Annotated in this window: 12 protein-coding genes; 8 read left to right on the forward strand and 4 right to left on the reverse strand. The window is 69.2% G+C overall.

Annotation, left to right across the window (positions count from 1 at the left end; translation table 11 throughout):
• Positions 1 to 807 carry a transposase family protein gene (locus O7542_RS13790; protein ID WP_281606370.1) on the reverse strand — a complete coding sequence of 269 codons (807 nt, stop codon included), beginning with the start codon at positions 805 to 807 and terminating at the stop codon, positions 1 to 3.
• 718 nt (positions 808 to 1,525) lie between these two features.
• Here O7542_RS13790 and O7542_RS13795 point away from each other — a divergent pair.
• Positions 1,526 to 4,096 (forward strand): CHAT domain-containing protein, encoded by a 2,571-nt coding sequence (locus tag O7542_RS13795; RefSeq protein WP_281606371.1) that lies wholly within the window; start codon positions 1,526 to 1,528, stop codon positions 4,094 to 4,096.
• Between the two features lie 12 nt (positions 4,097 to 4,108).
• Here the strand turns inward: O7542_RS13795 and O7542_RS13800 are convergent, their stop codons facing one another.
• Entirely contained in the window at positions 4,109 to 7,222 is a 3,114-nt protein-coding gene (locus O7542_RS13800) for a CHAT domain-containing protein (RefSeq protein WP_281606372.1), read from the reverse strand.
• 73 nt (positions 7,223 to 7,295) lie between these two features.
• On the opposite strand from O7542_RS13800, the gene O7542_RS13805 reads away from it, so the two are divergent.
• From O7542_RS13805 to O7542_RS13815, 3 genes are all read left to right on the forward strand, one after another.
• The gene (locus tag O7542_RS13805; RefSeq protein ID WP_281606373.1) at positions 7,296 to 10,295 is read left to right on the forward strand and encodes a CHAT domain-containing protein; all 3,000 of its coding nucleotides are present in this window, start codon (positions 7,296 to 7,298) and stop codon (positions 10,293 to 10,295) included.
• Positions 10,296 to 10,381: 86 nt separating this feature from the next.
• Complete coding sequence (locus tag O7542_RS13810; protein ID WP_281606374.1) at positions 10,382 to 10,924, forward strand: nucleotide-binding protein; 543 nt, start codon at positions 10,382 to 10,384, stop codon at positions 10,922 to 10,924.
• An 85-nt stretch (positions 10,925 to 11,009) separates the two neighbouring features.
• A complete protein-coding gene (locus O7542_RS13815; RefSeq protein WP_281606375.1) occupies positions 11,010 to 11,840 on the forward strand; it encodes a macro domain-containing protein in 831 nt (276 codons plus the stop codon).
• Positions 11,841 to 11,925: 85 nt separating this feature from the next.
• Here the strand turns inward: O7542_RS13815 and O7542_RS13820 are convergent, their stop codons facing one another.
• The gene (locus tag O7542_RS13820; RefSeq protein ID WP_281606376.1) at positions 11,926 to 14,109 is read right to left on the reverse strand and encodes a CATRA conflict system CASPASE/TPR repeat-associated protein; all 2,184 of its coding nucleotides are present in this window, start codon (positions 14,107 to 14,109) and stop codon (positions 11,926 to 11,928) included.
• Positions 14,087 to 14,455 carry a CATRA system-associated protein gene (locus tag O7542_RS13825; protein WP_281606377.1) on the reverse strand — a complete coding sequence of 123 codons (369 nt, stop codon included), beginning with the start codon at positions 14,453 to 14,455 and terminating at the stop codon, positions 14,087 to 14,089. The genes O7542_RS13820 and O7542_RS13825 overlap by 23 nt, the downstream gene beginning before the upstream one ends.
• A 592-nt stretch (positions 14,456 to 15,047) precedes the next feature.
• Between O7542_RS13825 and O7542_RS13830 the strand changes: the two genes are divergently transcribed.
• The 4 genes from O7542_RS13830 to O7542_RS13845 all read left to right on the forward strand — a co-directional run bounded on the left by O7542_RS13830 (position 15,048) and on the right by O7542_RS13845 (position 19,671).
• Positions 15,048 to 16,292, forward strand: coding sequence for a hypothetical protein (locus O7542_RS13830; protein WP_281606378.1), 1,245 nt, complete (start codon positions 15,048 to 15,050; stop codon positions 16,290 to 16,292).
• A gap of 308 nt (positions 16,293 to 16,600) precedes the next feature.
• Positions 16,601 to 16,954, forward strand: a complete 354-nt coding sequence (locus O7542_RS13835; protein ID WP_281606379.1) for a CU044_2847 family protein — start codon at positions 16,601 to 16,603, stop codon at positions 16,952 to 16,954.
• Positions 16,951 to 18,657, forward strand: coding sequence for a trypsin-like peptidase domain-containing protein (locus tag O7542_RS13840; RefSeq protein WP_281606380.1), 1,707 nt, complete (start codon positions 16,951 to 16,953; stop codon positions 18,655 to 18,657). Before O7542_RS13835 ends, O7542_RS13840 begins: the two co-directional genes overlap by 4 nt.
• 9 nt (positions 18,658 to 18,666) lie before the next feature.
• Positions 18,667 to 19,671 carry a MoxR family ATPase gene (locus tag O7542_RS13845; protein ID WP_281606381.1) on the forward strand — a complete coding sequence of 335 codons (1,005 nt, stop codon included), beginning with the start codon at positions 18,667 to 18,669 and terminating at the stop codon, positions 19,669 to 19,671.
• Positions 19,672 to 19,708 lie beyond the last annotated feature (37 nt).

Raw genomic sequence — 19,708 nt, forward strand, 5'->3', positions numbered from 1 at the left:
TCATCCTGCGTAGCGGTTGGCTTCGACGTGGTGCAGAACGAGGATGGCCTGCACGATCGGGGTCGCGCGGCGTGGGCAGCAGCGCAGCTTGTTGAGGATCTTCCAGGTCTTGAGGGTGGCGATCGCGCGTTCGCCGCGGGCGCGGATTTTCGCGTGGGTCCGGTTGACGGCCTTCTGCCGGTGTGACAGCTTCGGCCGGAAGCGGCGCCGCTTGAACGGAGTGCGCACGCTGCCGCGAGCTCCTTGGTAGCCCTTATCAGCGAAGGCCATCACGTCTGCCCTGGTCAGCGCCTCGATGATGCCGTGGGTCCGGGCTGCGGTCAGGTCATGGGTCCGGGCTGCGGTCAGGTCATGGACCGAACCGGGCAGCGCCGGGGAAGCCCAGACGAGCCGGCCAGCGGCGTCGGCGATGACCTGCACGTTCACGCCGTGGTGCTTGTGTTTCCCGGAGTAGTACGGCCGCTGGTCGGCGACCCGGTCGATCGGAATCAGGGTGCCGTCCAGGATCGCGTACGCCAGCCGGCGGATCCGTTCCATGGGGGTGGCCAGCTCATCGGCGGCCGCCGCGAGCAGGGCTACCGCTTCCTGCACGTACCGCCAGGCGGTGGCGACGCCGATCTCGAAGCCGGCCGCGATTCGGGTGTAGGTGTCGCCGTTGCGCAGATGGGCCAGAGCCAGCAGCGTGTGACGGCCGGGGTTGAGGCGCCGCCACCGGGATCGGCGCTGTTGACGGTGGCTGCGGATGCGTTCCGCGAGGTGGTTCAAGGTGCGGCTGGACAACGGAATCGTGGCGGGGTAGGACAGCATGGCGAGGCTCTCGGTCGGGGCTTCGAGTCTTGGTCGACAGCTGTCCTACCTGGAGCCTTGCACCCATCGATCACCGGACCCGCCACACCCGTCCTGAGCTGCAAGATCAGCTTGAAAAGGCTCTATGTAGGACATCCAGGACCTGCGCTAATCGTTTTCGGTGACCCGCTGATGCCCAGTGACCGGCGCTGCCTGCTCCCTGCCGACCACGACGACCCCTTGTTACCGTCCGTAGCCAACTCAACCTTGTCATTGACTGCCAGAAGTAGACGCTGAGCTGCGCAGACATGATCAAGCGATGATCGCTACTTGTCACTGGTTGTCAACCACGCGCGGCGGTTTTCGGGGGGTAAACGGGGGCCGACAGGGCGTCGCCAGTCCAGCGCGTCCCGCTCCCCCATTCGCAGAACACTCGTCACCAAGGGAACGGCGCGCCCCTACCCATCGCTACACGCTGGCCGCAGGCATGGGGGTTCGTGTCGGTAGGGCGACGACAACCGGACATCCATAATCGCCATCAAGGGTAGCGTGCAACTGGTGCCCCGATAGCGAGCGCCAACCGGCTGACGATGGGTGGTGCCGGCGACTCACAGCCGATCGGCGCTGCATCCTGAGCCGCAGGCGGAGCCCGGAGCTTCGGCCCTTGGAGCTCCTAACTTTTTAAGCGTTGGAGTCGGCGCCAGCAGATGATGCCGCAGGCGACAGTGAGGAACGCTTCGTGGATATCGTCGAGCAACACCGCGAGCCGCGACCGGAGGTGGCTGCCATCAACGACGAAGCGCTCATGGCGTGGCGCGCAGCCGCTGCACATGTCGACCGGCATGAGCTTGGTGAGGCGCAACGGCTGCTACGCCCGTGGGTCGACTGCGAGGGTCTTGCGTCCCGCACGCGGGCTCGGATCCTACTGGAGTGGAGCTGGGTGCTCGCTGCCCAGGGACATCGGGCGGAGGCCGCCGCCGGCTACCGAAAGGTGATCGCTCTGGCTGCCGCCGACGACCGGCTGTGGGACCTCCGGGTTGAGGCGTTGCTGGAGGCGGGAATCCTGGAACGCAATAGCGGAGGGCTCGCGGACGCGGAACAGCTGCTGGCGCAAGCCGGCGAAGTTGCGGCACACCACAACGACTGGCTGCGGGCAGGGCAGGTTCTGGCACAGCGGGCTGCGGTGGCACATCAGCGCTACCAATTTCTGCAGGCACGAGAGCGGCTGACCGAGCTCGCGGAGGTGCTGTGGCGTTGTCCGCCCTCGGACCGGACCGAGCAGCTACGGGCCGATCTCTGTCATCGCGTCGCCGTGTCGGCGCGTATCGCTCGGGACTTCGACAAGGCCCGGGAATCGCTGGCCGAAGCCAGGGAGCGGTATGCCGAGCTCGGTCGCAGGATCGGGGTGGCCAACACCGAGCGGGAACTCGGTGCGGTGCTGGAACAGGTGGGTGACACGACGGGTGCCCGCCGAGCGTACGAGCGGGCCTTCGCCCAATATCTGCGGGCCGGAAGGGCGTTGGGCGCGGCGCACGCCGCGCGGCGACTCGGGCAGGTGCGTTTGCTCGACGTGCCAGAGGATCCTGGCGCGGCTGGCTACGCGCGCCGCCGGTTCGAGCAGGCGTTGCGTCTCGGCGACGGCGAGCCGAGCAATCGCATGCTCTGCGAGATCCACCTGGCCCGGCTCGACCGGTTGACCGGCAATCTTGCCGCGGCGGAGAACCGGCTGGCGGCATTGCCGTACGGCGACGACCCTGATGCCCGCGACGTGTCCCAGGCCGCTCTGGAATGGGCAATGCTGGCCCGCGATCGTGGTGACCGGGCCTCGGCCATCGAGTTGCTTGAACAGGCGGTGCTGCCGCTGGACGCCGATCGGGACCCGAGCGCCGCCTCGATCGCGCACTACCAGCTTGCGTATCAACTCATCCTCGACGACCAAGTGCTGGCCGCCCGGGATCACGCCGTCATCGCGTTCACGCTCGCCGAGAAGGCCGGCCGCCGGCTGTCCGACCCGGATGACCGCGAGACTTTTTACCGGGATCAGCGGCAAGCCTACATTCTTGCAATGCATTGCGCCGCACGCGCAGGCGACGGTCCGGCGGCGTTCGCCGTGGCGACGGCGGCCCGAGCCGAGGCGGTGTCCGCGTTCGTGCAGAGCGGCGCACGCCTCAGCGATGAGCTGCGCGAGCTCGTCGATGCCATCGCCCTGGCGCGCGACACCCCGCAGCTGCCTGAGCTGTACCGACGGCTGGAGCGGGCGACCACCACAGAGCTGCGCCGCGCCGTCACCCCGCAACCGGCCGACCTGGCGGAGACACTGGCCACGCTGCCACCGGGCGGGCACGCGCTCATCGTCGACGTGCTGGAGGACGAGTCCACGATCTGCAGCCGCGTCTGGTTGCCGCCCGATGGCACCCCACGGGTGGACGAGGTACGTATCAGCGACGAGTTACGGGCCTGGCTAGACCGGTACCACGCCGCTGAGCCCGGCTTGGCCGCGGTCGTCCAGGACGCCGAGCTGGCCGCTCTGGGCTCGGCGATCATCCCGCCGGGACTGGCGCAGGTGCTCACCGCAGGCGAGGAACCGGCGCTAGTCGTATCGACCGGTGGGCTTCTCGGCCCGGTGCCGGTGGCCGCGGTCCGCCTGGGCTCGCGCTACCTGGCGGAGTTGGCCCGCATCGTCGTGGTTCCGTCCATCACGCTGTGGACCTCCCTGCGCCGGCGGCCGCCGCGTACCGGTTCGGGCTTCTGCGCGTACCTCGACCCGGATCTGCCCGGTACGCAGCGCGAGAGGGAGTTGCTACAAGAGGCCTTCCCGCGAGCACGGTTCCTGCCCCGCACAGCCGTACGTCCGGCCCTGGTGGAGGCGGGCGGTTCGGCGGGACTGCTGCTCAGCATGCACGGAACCGCTGCGAGCGGGCTCGGTCAGGCGCTGCTGCTGGCACCGGACGACCCGCTGACCGCGGCGGAGCTGCTCACTTGCCGGCTTCCGGACGGGGTGCTGATGCCCGCATGCTGGGCGGGGCGGCTCGATCTGCGCGGAGTGCAGGAACCGCTCGGCCTGCCCACTGCGGCGCTGCTGGCCGGTGCACGCTGGGTGCTTGCCGGTACGGTTGATGTTGCCGGAACGAGAACCGCCACGTTGCTGGGTGCCTTCTACCAGCGACTGGCGGTTGGCCTTGCGCCGGTCGACGCCTTGCGCGCGGTGCAGCTTGGCTATCTGAGCCGATATCGCACGGCTCCGCCGGTCCTGTGGGCAGGCCTGACCATCGTGGGTGACGGGTATACGGCTGCAATGTTCGGTGCCTGACCGATGAAGCTCTCACACCCCGATGTACACGAAGGACGCCCAGATGCTCGGATTCCTCGGGAAGCGTTTACGCATGCTGCGTAGAGTCTCCTGCAGGGCACAGGCGGACGCGGAGGACTCGAGCCGGCCGGCCACGACGATGCGGCGGTAGACGGAGATGCTGACCTCGGCGGCCCGCCGGTCGGACACCGACCAGAGCGTACCGATGACTCGTCGGTATCCGACGTGGTGCAGCGCTGCGGCGACAGTCAGCCCTTCGTCCAACAGCCGAACCCCGCCGACGGCCGTTTTGCAGGCCGAGAGGAAGGCAAGGTCACCGCGCAGCGCGGGCGCACCGGCGCGCAGATCCGCCACAGTGAGAAATCCGTCGTGCAACGCGAGCCCGTTGCGGTCGGGATTCCGCAGATCCTGTATGCCGTGACAGCTGAAGTGTGCGACCCGGTGCTCAGCGACCTGCGCGACGACCGCTGCGCGCGTGGCCCGCGTGCCCACCAGCTCAGTGAGATCTCCGCCGGTCAGCTCACGCAGCGCGTCGAGTTCACGGACGGCGTTGGGCAGCGGATCCGATCCGGGAGTCGCTGGCTGGATCACGGCGAGGACATCGGTGACCGACGTGGTGGCTTCCGGCTCGCGGCGCTCGGTAAGTGCGCGCACCGTCGGCGCGTACGACGAGACCACGCGGTCCAAGGCGCTCTCCCGGCCGTCGATGCTGGTGGCGGCGTGCAGCGGAAGCAATGTCAACGGGCCGGTGGGGCACCACCAGATGCGGTGGTCGGGCCCAGGTGGGCTTATCTCGGCGAGCACCGGGGCGACCACGGTCCGCCACAGCCAGGACAGCATCGTGGTGACGGCCTTCTCGTGGGTGGCCGGGTCACCGCCGGCGTCGGCCGCCTCATGGGCGCGCAGCAGTTCGTTGGTCAGGTCGTACGCGTCGTCGAAGGTCAGGTCGGGCAGCCGGACGACCCGTACGCTGTGGCGTCTGGTCAGAAGCAGGGCGTCACAGCGGTGCCGGCTGACGGTGACAACGACCGTGGTGCCGTCCGGAAGCCCGGCACGCAGTTGCTCGAATGTCGGCAGCCTGAGGAAACGGGAAAGACCCGGTAGCCGACGTGCCCGTGTCACCGCAGCTTCCCACGCTTGCGCGGCGGTCATCCGTTGCTCGTGGGCTCGCGGGTCGGCGGGAGACACACCGGGGTCGCGGTCGAGCACCGTACGCAGGGCTTGCAGCTGCGCGCCAAGCTCCGGGGACGCGGCAACCACCTCGGAGAGGTCACCGCGGGTGGCAAGCCACTGCCCCCACAGCACTGCTCGGCCACCTTCGACCAGTTCGACGGCCTCTTCAGGGCGGCCCGCCTCGATCGCGGCGGCCGCCGCGTCGTCGATCAGGCCGGCGTACGCACCCACAAGATCCTCGCGTTCGGTCGTCGGCAGGCCGCGCCAGGCGACAAGAGGCAGCAGTTCGACCGCTGTCCGATAGGCGGTCACGTTCTGAGCGCTGCCGAACTGCAGATCTGATTCCAGATCCGCCCAGGTGCGGGCGGCGTCCAGGCGGAGCTTCGCGGGGGCGGAGACCGATTCGGCGGCCTCGCGAAATAGCGCGGCGGCCTCTCTGGCGTCGGCGGTGTCCGTCGACTGCTGAAAGCGGGCCATCAGCGATTGGCCTAGGTTCAGCGCATCAAGAGCTCGGGAGGGGTCATCCGTGTTCAGGGTGGCGTGCCCGATTCGGCCGGCGTCGACGGCGGCGTCCAAGTCGGCACGATCGCCGGTGCATCCGAACAAAGCGCGGAGCCCTATGCCGAGGTTGACCGACGCCGGGCCGTAGAATCGGTGCTCTGGTTCGACTGCGGCGAGCGCTGTGCGGAGCATGTCGACCGCCTCACGGACATCTCCCACTTTGTTTGAAGCGTGATAACGGTCCAGCAGGGCGCAGCCCAAATGGATGGCGCACGGCACGACGTGGGGGCTACCGGCCCGCGCCGCACGAAGACCATGACGTGCCGCGTCGATGGCCGCCTCCAGATCCGCGTGATCACCGGCCAGCCGGAACCTCTCCCGCAGCGCCGCGCTGTAGTTCGACCACATCGCTGCCGCCTCATGGTGGTCCCGAGCGATGTCGAGCGCCTCGGCACCCGCAGTGATCGCCTGGTTGAGATCATCGCGGTGCCGGTATTGCTCGTAGCGGATCCGCAGCAGGTTGCCCAAGTTGGTGAGGTGACCGGCACGCCTCATGCGGTCGGTATCTCGGGCGGTCACCGCCTCTCGCGCCGCCGTCACCGCCGCTGTCAGGTCCGCCGGCCGCCCGGTCATCTCAAACAGGCTGCCCAGTGTGACTGCGAGAGTCGACAGCGCGCCGGCTCGTAAGGGGTCGCCGGCAGGCGTCAGCTCGACCCGCCTGCGAGCCAGGTCCGCCGATCGAGCGAGATCGTCGTGCCGACGCGTGAGCTGAAACCGGTGTCGCAGGGCGACAGCCAGGTTGGACGACAGGATGTGCCTTCCCCGCTCGTCCGCGCCGGGCAGCTCCTCGTCTATCAAGGCAATGACCTCATCCAGTATCGCGAGGTCCGCGAAGCCCCGCAGCATCAGAGCACCGGCGAGGTTGGCGACCAGCACCGGCGTCTGCGGGTCACCGGCCGTCCGTGCCAGCGTGACGGCTTCGCGGTAGGCGCGTACAGCATCATCGGCATCGCCGGGTTGCGGCCGGTGCCGATAGCGTGCGGCCAGTGCGGCGCCCCACTGAGCCAGCGCCGCGATCCGCCGCTCGACGGCGGCCGGGTCATCGGGACTGTCGCCCGCCGGGTGCAGGCCCAGCACCGGCCAGAGCGGCAGCGGCACCCGCTCGGGAGACAGCGGGGCGATGTAACCGAAGAACTGTTTGGCCGCCAGGTAGTCGATTTCCTGCCGACCGGGCGGTAGCACCCGATACCGGGCCCAGTGCAGCGCTGCCACGAGGTACAGCGCTCTGGCGACGCCCTGCTGATCGAAACGACCGGCACGCACGGCCTGCACCACCGATCGCGCGTCGGACAGCGCCTCGTCGGAGGTGACCACGGCACCGTCGTGGTTCTCCACGAACGACCGGACCCGGTCGGCGAGCGCGGTCAGCAGCACCTCGTCAGCATCCTCCATCCCGGCATTGTCGCCGAGACTCGCCGGTGTCCGCCGCTCCGTCTATTCTCGACCGTAGCAGCGGGAGGACGCGGTGCCCGATCGAATGGCGTTGGCGGCGGCGGTGCGGGCAGCCACCACCGGAAGCGAAGCCTGGGTCTCGGCGATGGACGATCTGGCCGAGTCGTGGGCGGGCGACGGTGAACTCGATAACGCCATCAGCATCAGGCGGCAGGCGCTGGAAGGTCTCGGTGCTCAGGTTCCAGCGTCGATGCGTCTCGACCTGTCCACGAACCTCGGCATCGACCTGATGGACCGCTACCGGCGCGACTGCAGGATCGCCGACCTCAGGGAAGCCTGCGCAATCGCCGAGCGGGTCTGGGCGGCCTCACCGCCTGCTGGCCGGCTCGAGGCCACCGCCAACCTCGCCGGCCGCCTCGCCGCACGATCAGATGTGCCCGGCGAGCCGGACTCCCTCGATCGGGCCCGGCAGCTGCTTGAGGACGCACTCATGGCGGCGACTACCGACGATCCGGAGAGGCCGGTGGCGATCTCCGCGCTGGCCGGAGTCCACCTGCAGCTCTGGCGGCGCGGCGGCGACCGGCGCCGGCTCGACGCCGCGTTGCGGACCGTGACCGCGGGCCTGCAGCCAGCGACGGCGGGTCCCGAGATGGTCAACGTGGCCGGCCTGGTCGCCGAGGCCGCCGAGCAGCGCTACGACCGAAAACTCCTCGCCCTTGCCGAGCAGCTGGCCCGGTCCGCGATCACGGTCGGACGCCCCGCCACCGCCACGGTCCGGGTGGCTCTGCACCGGTTGCTGGCGTCGGTGCTGCTCACCCGCTACGAGTGGACCGGCGAGCGGGACGCCCTCACCGAGGCGTCGGTGTCCGCCCAGAACGCGGTGCGGGAGGCGACCGTCGACGCGGATCGGGTCCTGGCATTGTCTGTCCGGTCGACAGTGCGCTCGGTCATGGCACGACTGCGTGGCGACCAGCCCGGATTCGCCGCCGCGATCGCCGATGCCTGCGCGGCTCTGGACCTCGTCCGCGGCCAGGGGCGTGACGGCGAGTACGCCACGAATCTCGCCTCCCTGCTGGCCGAGCGCTACGACCTGCGCGGCGACAGCACTGACCTGGACGAGGCAATCACACTTCTCGATCGCGTGCTGGCCGAGGGCGTGGACCGGGACACCCGCCCCGCCGTCTTCAACAACCAGGCGAACAACCTACTGGCCCGATTCGAGCTTCGTGCCGAACCCGCCGACCTCGACCGGGCGATCGCACTCGCAGAGGAGGCTGTCGAGGCGACCGCCCTCGACAGCTGGGACCTCGCGGCGCGCCACGACAGCGCGGGCCGCCTCCACGCGGCTCGAGCGCACCATCGCGGCAGCCGGGACGATCTCGTCACCGCCGAACGGCACGCCGAGCAGGCCGTCGCCGCCAGCCGCGAGGGCTCTCCGGACCTGGCGCTGTACCTGAACAACTGGGCGATGTGGCTGACAGATCGATGGGAACAGGACGGCGCGGAGGACGCGCTGTCGCACGCCATCGACCGCTTGCAACAGGCACTAGCTGCGGCAGACCGGGCCGAGGACGACATCGAGGGGTCGATGACGGCGACGATCGCCTTCAACCTCGGCGCCCGGCTGCAGGACCGGTTCGACCTCGATCTGCGTCGCGGCCGTACCGACATGGAAACTCTGCAACGTGCCGCCGACCTGCTCGATGAGGTGCTCGGTGCCGGGTACCCGCATCTGGCGGTGGTGGCCGGCAGGCGGCTCGGTGACATCGCCTGGCGGGTGGGGATGTGGCCAGAGGCGGAGCAGGCGTTCGGGGCCGCGCTGGAGGCCGCCGGGACGCTGACCGGGATGCGGCCACGGCATCCCGACAAGGAACGCGCCCGCTCGGGTGTGCAGGGCATTGGCGCGCTCGCCGCCCTGGCCGCGGTCCGGGCCGGCGATGCCGCGGCGGCCGCCGTTCACCTGGAACAGGCGTCGGCGACACTGATCGCCGAGGCGACGGGCATCCACGCGGACACCGTGTCGTTCGCCGGCATCGTGGCGGCAGCCGCAGACATGGACCGGCACGTGCTGCTCCTCGGCTGTACCCGAGCCGGCGGCGTAGCGGTCCTGGTCGCGCCGAACGGGAGCGCCCAGTACGCGGAGCTGCCGCAGGCGATCGAACCGGCCGTGGCGGATCAGGCGAGCCGCTTCCGTGAGGCGCTGCGCCGTGCCGAGGACAGCCCGGACGCGATGCCGATCCTGCTGGAGGCGGCTGACCAGTTCGCCGCCTGGACCCTAGACTCGTTGGTGGCTCCGCTGTTGCCGCTGGTCGCCACAGCCGGACGGCTGGCCGTGCTCCCGCTGGGACGGCTGGCCTGGCTGCCGCTCACGACCTGCGGCGTACCGGGCGAACGAGCCGCGCTGGGCGCCTACGACCCGATCCTGCTGATCCGGGCCACCGCCCCCAGCCGGAAACCCCCAGCCAAGGCCCCGGCCGTCGCGCCCCGAGTCGTGGTGTGGGCCGACACCAGCCCGGCTGACCGGCCGATCCCGGCCGCGGGTCGCGAGGCGGCACGGGTGGCTCGCCGGCACGCGGGCGCGGTGACGCGCATTGACCGCAATGCCGCGACCGGTGGAGTGTTCGCCGACGACACCGTGCTCGACGGCCTGCTCGCCGCTGACATCGCGCACCTGGCCTGTCACTGCGACGTCGACGTCGACCACCCGCAGCAGACGGTGCTGCGAGTCCGACCACCGATCCGCGTGGGGTTGCGCGCGCACTCGGCACGCCGGCGGGTCCATGTCGTACTCAGCGCCTGCGACGCCGCGCTCACCGGCGCGGCCCTGCCGGACGAGGCTCTGAGCGCCGCGACCGCCTTCCTGCTGGCCGGCGCCGCAGTCGTCACCGCGCCGTTGTGGCCGGTCAACGACACCACCGCGCCCGCTCTGATGAGCGATTACCACGCGGAGCTGGCCGCAGGGGTCCCACCAGCGGCGGCGCTGTCCGCAGTACAGAAGCGGTGGGCGCGCCGCCCGGCATACGTTTACGGGCCGTGGGTGGTTACCGCATGGCCGGACACCGCGGACGGCTGACCTGAGCCTGCACCCACGCTGGCGTACCGCCCGGGTTATTCTCCCCGTCTCGCCTCCGTCCGGAACCGACAGGAGTGTCATCGCTCATGCCCGACAACCGCGACGTCTTCGTCATCCACGGCCGGGACGGGCAGGCACGCCGGGCGCTGTGGCGCTTCCTCCAGTCCATCGACCTGCACCCGCTGGACTGGGAGGAGGTCGTACGGACCACGGGCGGCCCGTCGCCGTACATGGGCGAGGTCCTCGCCAAGGCCTTCGAGACCAATCAGGCCGCCGTCGTCCTGATGACCCCCGATGACGGTGCGATCCTGCACGAGAGTCTGCGCGACCGCGGCGACCGGGCATTCGAGGGAGAACTCACCGGTCAGGTCCGCCCCAATGTCCTGCTGGAGGCCGGCATGGCGCTGGCACTCCAGCGCGACCGCACGGTCATCATCGAGATCGGCACCCTGCGCCCGGTCTCCGACCTGGCCGGTCTCAACACCATTCACTTCGACGGCACGGTCGAGAGCCTCCACAAGATCGTCCAACGCCTTAAGGGCGCCGGATGTGCCGTCAACACGAACGGCACCGATTGGCTGGACGTCGACCGATTCAAGAACCTGGCGGCGTACGACCGCACGTTCTGACACCGCAGTCGGACGAGCCATTGCGACATGCTGCAGTCCTCGAGGAGGATCGAGGCATGGGCGGCAGTCGATGACCAGGCGGGCAGTGCGTATCTGGGCCACTCAGTCCTTCGCCGCCTTCGGCGCGTTCGCCCTGCTGGCCCAGTCCTACCAGGCGGTGTGGGATCGCTCACCGGTCCCCGGACGTGCGGGTCTGGTCGCCGTCGTGATGGTCGCCGGATCAGTCGGGTTCGGGCTGCTCCGCGTCCGTCCGGAGTCGATAATCGCTCGCTCATTTGACCATCCCCGGTGCCGGGTCGAGATCGTCCCGGGAGACCTGTTCGAACAGAAGGACTCACATCTGGTCGTCGGGTTCACCGACGTCTTCGACACCGATCCGAGTGACAGCCGGATCGTGGACGAGGGAAGTCTCCAGGCACAGTTCCTCCGGCGTGAGTACGACGGCGACCTGCATCGGCTGGATGCCGACCTGCGGACCGCGCTGGCCGGTACGCCGATCCTGTCGACGGTGCTCCGGGCCGACAAGGCCCACGGCAAACTAGAGCGCTACCCGCTCGGAGCCGTGGCCGTGCTGGGCATCCCACGTCGGCGCTTCTTCTGTGTCGCCTACAGCACGATGTCCGGCGGTCTGGTCGCACGTTCCTCCACGGATGTCCTGTGGCACAGCCTCTCCCGGCTGTGGGACGCGGTGGAAGAACATGGCGGGCGGCAGCCACTCGCCATGCCGGTTACCGGAGCGGCCCTGGCCCGGGTGGACGCGCTGGACCAGCAGTCGATCGTGCGGCTCATCCTTCTGTCGTTCGTCGCCGCGTCCCGTGAACGCCTGCGCACCAGTCAGCTCCGCATCGTGCTGCGACCGACGGATTTCGCCAGAATTGATCACCTGGAGCTGCGGGCGTTCCTCGACTCCCTGTAGGGCATCCACCGCACCGATCCGCCCGTCACGCCCCAACCCCGCGAGCTTGCACTTTCTGCCGCCGTCTACCGGGGTGGTGGACGTTTCAGAAGTCCTTGAACCGGTCCGTGTCCAGCCAGTCCGTGCCGTCCGTCTTGACGGCGTAACCGAGACGTCGCAGCAGCTGGGCCAGCTGGTGAGGGCCGCGACTGCTGGCACCATCGAGATGGACGGCGATCCGGCCGCTGAGCTCGTCCGGGAGAACCGCCCCACCCAGCCGCACCAGAACCGTGCGGTCGGGCTGCAATGCGAAGGCCATGCCGGCGAGTACGTCGGGTGACCCGCCGGGACCGGGCGCGAAGAGCACCAGCGCGGCGGTGTGGTTGGCGAACGCCTGCCGGAGCACCGCACTGCGCTCGGGGGCGACGCTGCCGGTCTGGGCGACCAGATCATCCCATTCCAGAGGTCGCAACCTGATATCGCGAAGAAGATCGAAGAGCGCCTTGCGGGCACGTTCAGCGTCGCCGTGGATGACGAACAGATCGCGCTTCGGCTCATCCCACGGTGCGTGCGGCGAAGGTAGATCCGGCGGCTTCTCCGGCGTCCGAGGCGGTACCGGACCGCCGAGCCAGAGCCAGGCCTGACCGTCATACGACGTGGCCCGCACCCGCAGCTGCGTGAAATGGCCCGGGTTTAGGCCGGGATGCCCCTCGGCGATGACGTCCGCGTGCAGACGGTCTGAGATCAGAGCCACGAGGTCTGCGTCGGAATGATCGGTGACGGCCCTGCGCAGGGCCTCACTGTCCAGCAGCCGGGTGATCTCGATGATCGTGGCGCCGGTGATCCCGATCGCCGCCGCATGGAACGACCCGGCTGCCACCGACAGACGCAGCCGGATCCGATCCTCCGGATGCATGGCGTTGTCGGCCGCCACTAGCGCGCTCCAGCCGTTGAGCAGCTTCGGAAGTGCCAGGTGCGGCCGGATGTGCGCGGGAAGCACGACCGTCATGCCGTCACCAGCGTCCTGATGATCGGTGTCGTGCAGTGCCAGGCCGATGTCCTCGAGGACCCGTCGCACGATCTTCGCCAGCCGCCGCTGTACCTCGATTTGCTGCAGCACGGTACGGCCGGTGTACGCGACCACGTCGACCCCGAAACTCATCCGTTGTTCCATCGTGATGGGCTGCGCCGGTGCCGGCTGCGCGGAAGGCACGACGATTGCCGAGCGCGGGGGTGCCGGATCCACCGAAGTCGGGAGCAGCTGTCGTGTCCGTTCCGCCCGGATGCGGACCTGTTCCAAGAAGTAGACGTCGTCGTCGAGCCACTGCGTCAACGCCGATGCCAGGGCCCGATCGGTGGGTAGTGGCTCCGCCATGGCTGACGTCATGTTCTCGCGCGCGATGTCGACGCTGCGCCGCATGCTGTTGAGCGCTTGCAGGGTGCCGATCACGGCGGCCTCGTCGGCGGCGAGTCCGTTCGCCTCGTCCGCGAGAGAGTCTCCGACGGTCAACAGTTCGACGATCCGGTCCATGCGGGTGGCGGCGCGGTCTCGGACTCGATCCAGCCGGCTCCCGTCCCCACGGACGCGGGCCGCGTAGCGCAGTTTCGCAGCGTGCATCAGATAGCGGCCCAGCGGCGGCAGGAGCACGTCGCCGGAGCTCCAGGTGAACCGGCTGAGGCGGTCGTCCTCGTCGGGTCGGCCCAGCACGACGAGTCGCCGCAGCGCGCGGTCGCCCCCTGGTGTGACCTCACAGACGGTGAAGTGATCAACGGCCGTTTTCCTCGTCCACCACTGTTCGCCGTCATCTTCCTGCTCCGGCAACGCCGCGCGCACATCGGCTTGCTCAGGTTCGGCCGACTTGGCCTGATAGATGGCGGCGCCGCCGAGCAGAGCGCTGACGCCGCCCGCGGTAAGGCCTTGCCACCACCGGCTGTACTCGATCCACCCGGGCGGGACCGCAGCGCCGACCCGATTCCGCCTCATCGGTGGCGCCAGCGGTGTGGCCATCACCAGCGAGACGTTCAGGACGTCGTGCTCCCGTCGCGCGATGGCTTGGAAGTTGACGGCCGGGTCCTGAAGTCCCGCAAGCGCACCCTCTGGCATGTGCACATCGACGGGAAAGTCAGGGGGCAGCGAGGTGCCGTCGATCGTGCGCGTCATGCCCATCTGGGTACGACAGGCTTCCCACAGCAGCGTCACCTGATGCAGCGCGAGTTCGGCGTCAGGCCCGCTGAGCGGCGCGAACAGGTGGGCGACGAACTCCTGCTCAGCGATCGGGTCGGTCGCCACGGCCGACCCCCGTCCGCGACGTGTCCTGTTGGTCCCTGCCCTGGAGGTCTCGTTCCCCGGTTAGCGAATGCACGAGCGTGTTCCGGCGCTCGAGGATCGGTTCCGGGATGCCGCTCTTCTCAGCCGAACCGATCCGATTCGCCCGTACGGGCCCGCTCAGCTCCAGCTGGACGACGACGTCGCGAGCCTCGTCGGCCTCACCAGTGGCGAGGGCCACCTCGAGTCGGCTCAGCAAGAGTCCGATGTGCTCCCACCGCTCGGGCACCAGATCCCACAAGACCATGTCCTGCAACAAGTCCAGCGCGTCGCTGATCGTCTCGGCGTCCCAGCTCTCGGCGTGGTCCATGGCCAACCACAATAGCCACACCGGGTCCGCCGTAGGAACATCCGGTCGGGCCGGCCAGGAGTGGTCGCGCTCGCGCCGTGCGGCACCACGCTGACCGAGGACCAGGCCGCGATCTTGCGTGAGCTGCCCGGCGCCGCAGGCGGCATCGTGGCGGCATCCGACGCGGACCCGGCCGGCCGCAATGCAGTCGATCGAGCTTGGCAGCTGCTCCGGCGGCAACGCTCGCCCAGCCCGCTCCTGACGGCTGAGTTCAGTGCCGGTGCCGACCCGCCGGACCTGCTCCTGCGAACGACGGCAGGGCGCAGCTGCGGACCGCGTTGCAGCGGAAGGCGCGACCGGTGCTCGACGCGGCGGTCAGGCACCGGTTCGCTCGGCTCATCGAACGGCATCCCCGCCTGCTCGAGGACATCGGCATTAGTCCAGTCGGTCTTCCGCACAGCAAGTTCGGTCCGCGAGAGCGGCCCGGGATCGAGCGTCTACCAAGGGAGGCTCGCTTCGCTACCAGATATTGCCGGTGGTCGATACTCTCGGTAGGCGGTACGTAACTCGCCAAACTCGGCGACTGCATGTATGACCAGCACCAGGGGGATCCATGTCTCGACCAGTCTGGGAGCAAGTCGATCCGCTCACCTTCAACGATGGCGTGTTCTACGTGCCGGCCATGGTCGAGCTGCAGCCGCGACTCCCGCTCTGGGGACATCCCCACCAACCCGATCTACGCGAACGGCTCGCCAACGACCGTCCCCACGGCGCAGGCGGCGAGAAGCTGCTCTGCCTGCTCTGCATGCGCCATCAGGCACAAAGAGGGCTCCTCCGGGCACCGGTCTGGCTGACCTTCGTCGAAGGTCAGCACGGGCCAATATTCCGCCACGAGAACGGCCGCTCACCCCACGCCGAACACCAGCCCGAGACCGACACCCACAAGGCGCTCAAAGAGCGCAAGGCCCGCACATGGGAGTCCGTCGGCGGCACCGTGGAAGTCGAGGTGTGGCGGCCACGCGCCCGCCGCCGGCCGGACGTCCTGGCCATCGGTCCGGTCCTGACCGTGGCCGGCGAGGTCCAACACTCCAAAGAGACTCCCCGGACCATTCGGGCGCGGCAGCGAGCGCTCCACAAAGCCGGCGACCGGGTGGTGTGGACCACCGACCGCGGCGCCGGTGACATCGCGTTCCTGCACCCGGTACCGCACCTTTCCGTGCCAGCCCTCGACGACCACCGCATGTACCTATCCGAGACACGGCTGGAGATCGGCGCCGGCGCGATCACATTCGAGACGCAGCGGTGCGGCTGGGCGGACCTCTGGACCGGCACCACCCGCTGCCCCGTCACCCGCAAGGCCCGACCGTGTGGCCGCCTGCACTTGTACCCGACGTTGAACCCGCACAGCTACAGCCGACAGAAGGCCGCCACAACCGCGATGTTCCCCTGCGGCCCACGCCCACACCTGGACCATCTTCTGGAGGGCATCCTGCACGGCACCTGGCTGCCGTACCGACACCGCGACCGCGTCAGTTGGATCCCCGCCGACGCCCACGCCACCGTCACCTCCGAACGCGGCGGAACCCTCGACCTGGCCGAGACCGGCAGCATCCCACGCCGCGACGGGCCTGCGGAACGAGCCTGCGAGCGGCGATACGACGCAGTCGTCGCCCAAGCGGAAGCCCCCGAGATCGAAAGCCTGCCCCTGTGCTGCGGCAAGAGGCCCCCCGGACGGATCGGCCAGCCGCTGGTCCTCGCCTGCCAACTCTGCAGCCACTCCCCCACCTACTACCGCCGAGATGAACTCGACAGCGAACGGTTCGGCGCTCACCTGGATCGAGGGGTTGCCAGGCCCTGAGGTTCCCTGGGCAGCTAGGAAGCCTTTCGGGCCCCACTGGAAGCCTGCCGAGGTATTCAGGGTCCAGGCTCCCTGTATTCACTCCTCAGAAGTGGCCGGTAGGAGCCGTTCAGTACGTGCCACAGGTAGCGGCTGGCGTTGCGCAGGTACCCGGGCTTACGTTTTTCATCGGCCACCCGGCCAAACGGCCGCCGCCGCATCCAAGCCGCGAGACTGACGAAAAATCGACACTACGGGGTATGGCTCGCCGGCGGTGACGGCCATTAACGTCGGGTGCCTCGCCTCAGCCACTCCGGAAGGACCGACACGTGGCCGACGAACTCATGCGCATCCAGTCAGACGACGGCAGCACGGTGCTGGTCGAGATCGAGCGGCCGAAAGGTGGCTTCAGCGACGTCGCCTTCGACGGGACGATAGTGAAGGCTCAGGAGACGTTCGAACAGGCCCTCGGTGACGTCCGGACTATGGCGTTCAAGGCGCTCGACGCCTTCCGCGGCGGCACCTGCGGGCCGGATCAGGTCGAGCTAGAGTTCGGCGTGAAGTTCAAGGCCGAGGCGGGCGCCGCTGTGCTGGCGAAGGTCGCCGGCGAGGGCCACCTCGTCGTCCGGCTGGCCTGGTCCGGCAAGGTGGGTAACGGCGGGGCGGAGTCCGACGACGAATGACGAAGGGCTTGTGGCGTGCACGTGTCGACGTCCCGGGAGTGACGCGCGGCAGCGGCTTCCTGGTCAGCGAACGACACTTGCTGACCTGCGCCCATGTGGTCGCGAAGCACAGGAAGGCCGAAGTCGTCCTGGGCGACTCGCCGACGCCGCGGCGAGCCGAGGTGGTGACGAGCGGTCCCTGGTGGACCGAGACGGCGGAAGCGGCGGACATCGCCGTCCTCGAACTGACCGAGGCAGTGACGGTGGAGCCCGCCCGCTTCGGCCCGCACACGTCAATCGATCTCTACTCCGGGCAGGACCTGACCTCGTACGGCTTTCCGGAGGACTTCGAGCGCAGCGGCGTCAACGCCACCAGGTTTACCGCGAGCCTGCATCGCATGCTGGGCCGCAACGTCCAGCTCGACGCCAAGGACGACATCGGGATCTGGCTACAGGAGGGCTTCAGCGGCGCCGCCGCCGTGCATGCCGGCACCGGCCAGGTTGTCGGCATGATCAAGGCGGCCGGGGACGAAGAACACCGGATCGGGGTGATGGTGCCGATCGCGGAACTGGTGCGGCACGTTCCCATGCTGGACGAGGTGATCCCGCTCGGCCCGTTCGGCCCGCGTGCGTACGCGGAACTGCGCTCCGCGCTGCGCGCGGCCTCCGTGACTCCGGCGCATGTCAGCCGGTGCCTCGCGGCGTTGCGCGCCGAGGTGCCCGGCTTCCCGGACCACGTCGATACGGTCCAGGCCGCCGCGGAAGCACTCGTCGTGGAGGTCATGTCTACCAGCCACGATGACATGAGCCGCCGGCTCGCCGCCTTTCTCTGGCAGCTCGGCGCCACCGAATCGCGGCACTGGGTCGCCGATCATCTCTTCGACGGTGAGCCGCCGGGTGCCGCGGCGCCGGAGACCGACGGCGCCATCGTGGTCTGCCTGGCGCCGGCCGCCAACACCGGTGAGGAGGCCTACGACCTAACGGTGTGGACGGTCCAAGCAGACGGCGAGCTGACTGAACCCGTGGTCACCGGCACAGGGCTGGTCCACGAGGCCTGGCAGGAACGTGTCGAGAGCGCAATCAGCGAGGCCCTGGATGTCATGCCAATCGGCGTGGAGACGATCACGATCGAGTTTGTTCTGCCCCGGGCGTTTCTCTCCGAGCCGGTGGATGAATGGATCGACCACACCGACGACGACACGCCGCTCGGTGTCTCCCGGCCGGTGGTGGTGCGTGACCTAGATTGGTTCCGCCATCGCAACCCGGTGTCGCTCGGCCGGCGTGCCCGCAGTCTGCGAGACACCGGGCGCCGCCTTGGCGGCGCGCTGCGTGGCAGGGACTGCCGGCACGAGCCCAGCGATCCGGGCGTCTTCAAGGCCTGGCTCCGCGAGGACCAGGGGCCGTTCGTTATCAGCTTGGCCGGTCGGTGGGCGGCCGCCGATTACGTGAGGGCCGCGGTCGCGGCCGGTCCACCGGTGCTGATCTGGCGCCGGCCGCCGTGTTCCGCGGAAGCTCATGAGGGCGGCGCCGGTTGCGCGGGCGGGCGGTTCGCGGTCGAGCTCGCCGAGCACCTGCAGGCGGTGACCGTCGACTCGGTGGCCCGGGCAGTCCGGGAGCTGAGGATCCAGGCCGCCCAGGCGACCGACGTGCATTGCGGCAACGGGATCACGTTGTTGCGCGACGACACCCGGCGGCGGATCATCCCGCTCGCCTTCGCGAAATGAGGTGGCGCAGTGCCGGACGATGAGGCCTGGTACGTCTACCGGGGCACCGGCGAGGAACACGACCACATCGACGGACTTCCCACGGCGCCACCGTGGCGGACCTTCGCGCCTGACCCGGAGCCGGACGAGGACCCGGAGTTCGTGCCAGAGACACGGGAGAAGGAACAGCGCGCCGGCATGCGCTACCGGCCCGATCCCGAGACGGTACGCCTGGTGAACGCCGCTCTCTATCTTCGCCGCCCGCTGCTGGTGAAAGGCCCGCCGGGCACCGGCAAGTCGACGCTGGCCACCGCGATCGCGCACGAGCTGGGCCTGGGCCGGGTGCTCCGCTGGAACATCACCAGCCGCGTCACCGTACGGGACGGCCTCTATCAGTACGATCCCTTGGCTCGCCTGTACGCGGCCAGCCGCCCGGAGGAGGGCACTGCTCCCGCACCGGACGAGGATCTCGGCCAGTACCTCCGTCTCGGTCCTCTCGGCACCGCGCTGGTGCCCCGGCGCAGACCGCGGGTCCTGCTGATCGACGAGGTCGACAAGGCCGACCTCGACCTGCCGAACGACCTACTGACCATCTTCGAGGACGGCGAGTTCGAGATCCCGGAGCTGCTGCGCCAACCCGAACGCTACGCGGAGACGCGGGTCGCCACGATCGACGGGCGACAGCCGGTGGCCGTCCACAACGGCCGAGTCCGCTGCAGCCGCTTCCCGATCGTGGTGATGACCAGCAACGGTGAGCGCGAGTTCCCGCCCGCCTTCCTGCGCCGCTGCGTCCAGGTCGAGGTCGCACCGCCGGGCGAGGGCAAGCTGAAGGAGATCGTGGCCGCGCACCTTCCAGGCATGACCCCGGAGAGCGCCGCTGTGATCAAGCAGTTCCTCGACGGCCGTGCGACGTCCTCGCTCGCGACCGACCAGCTGCTAAACGCCATCTATCTCGTCCACGCCGTCCAGCTCGAAGAGGAGGAAGCGCGCGAGGTCCTGGCCGCCGCGGTGATGACGCCACTGGAGTCCCGGTGAGCCTCGGCCGACTCCGGGATTTACTTCACCGCCGGTC

This window comes from Micromonospora sp. WMMC264, assembly GCF_027497275.1.
Lineage (GTDB): Bacteria > Actinomycetota > Actinomycetes > Mycobacteriales > Micromonosporaceae > Micromonospora > Micromonospora chalcea.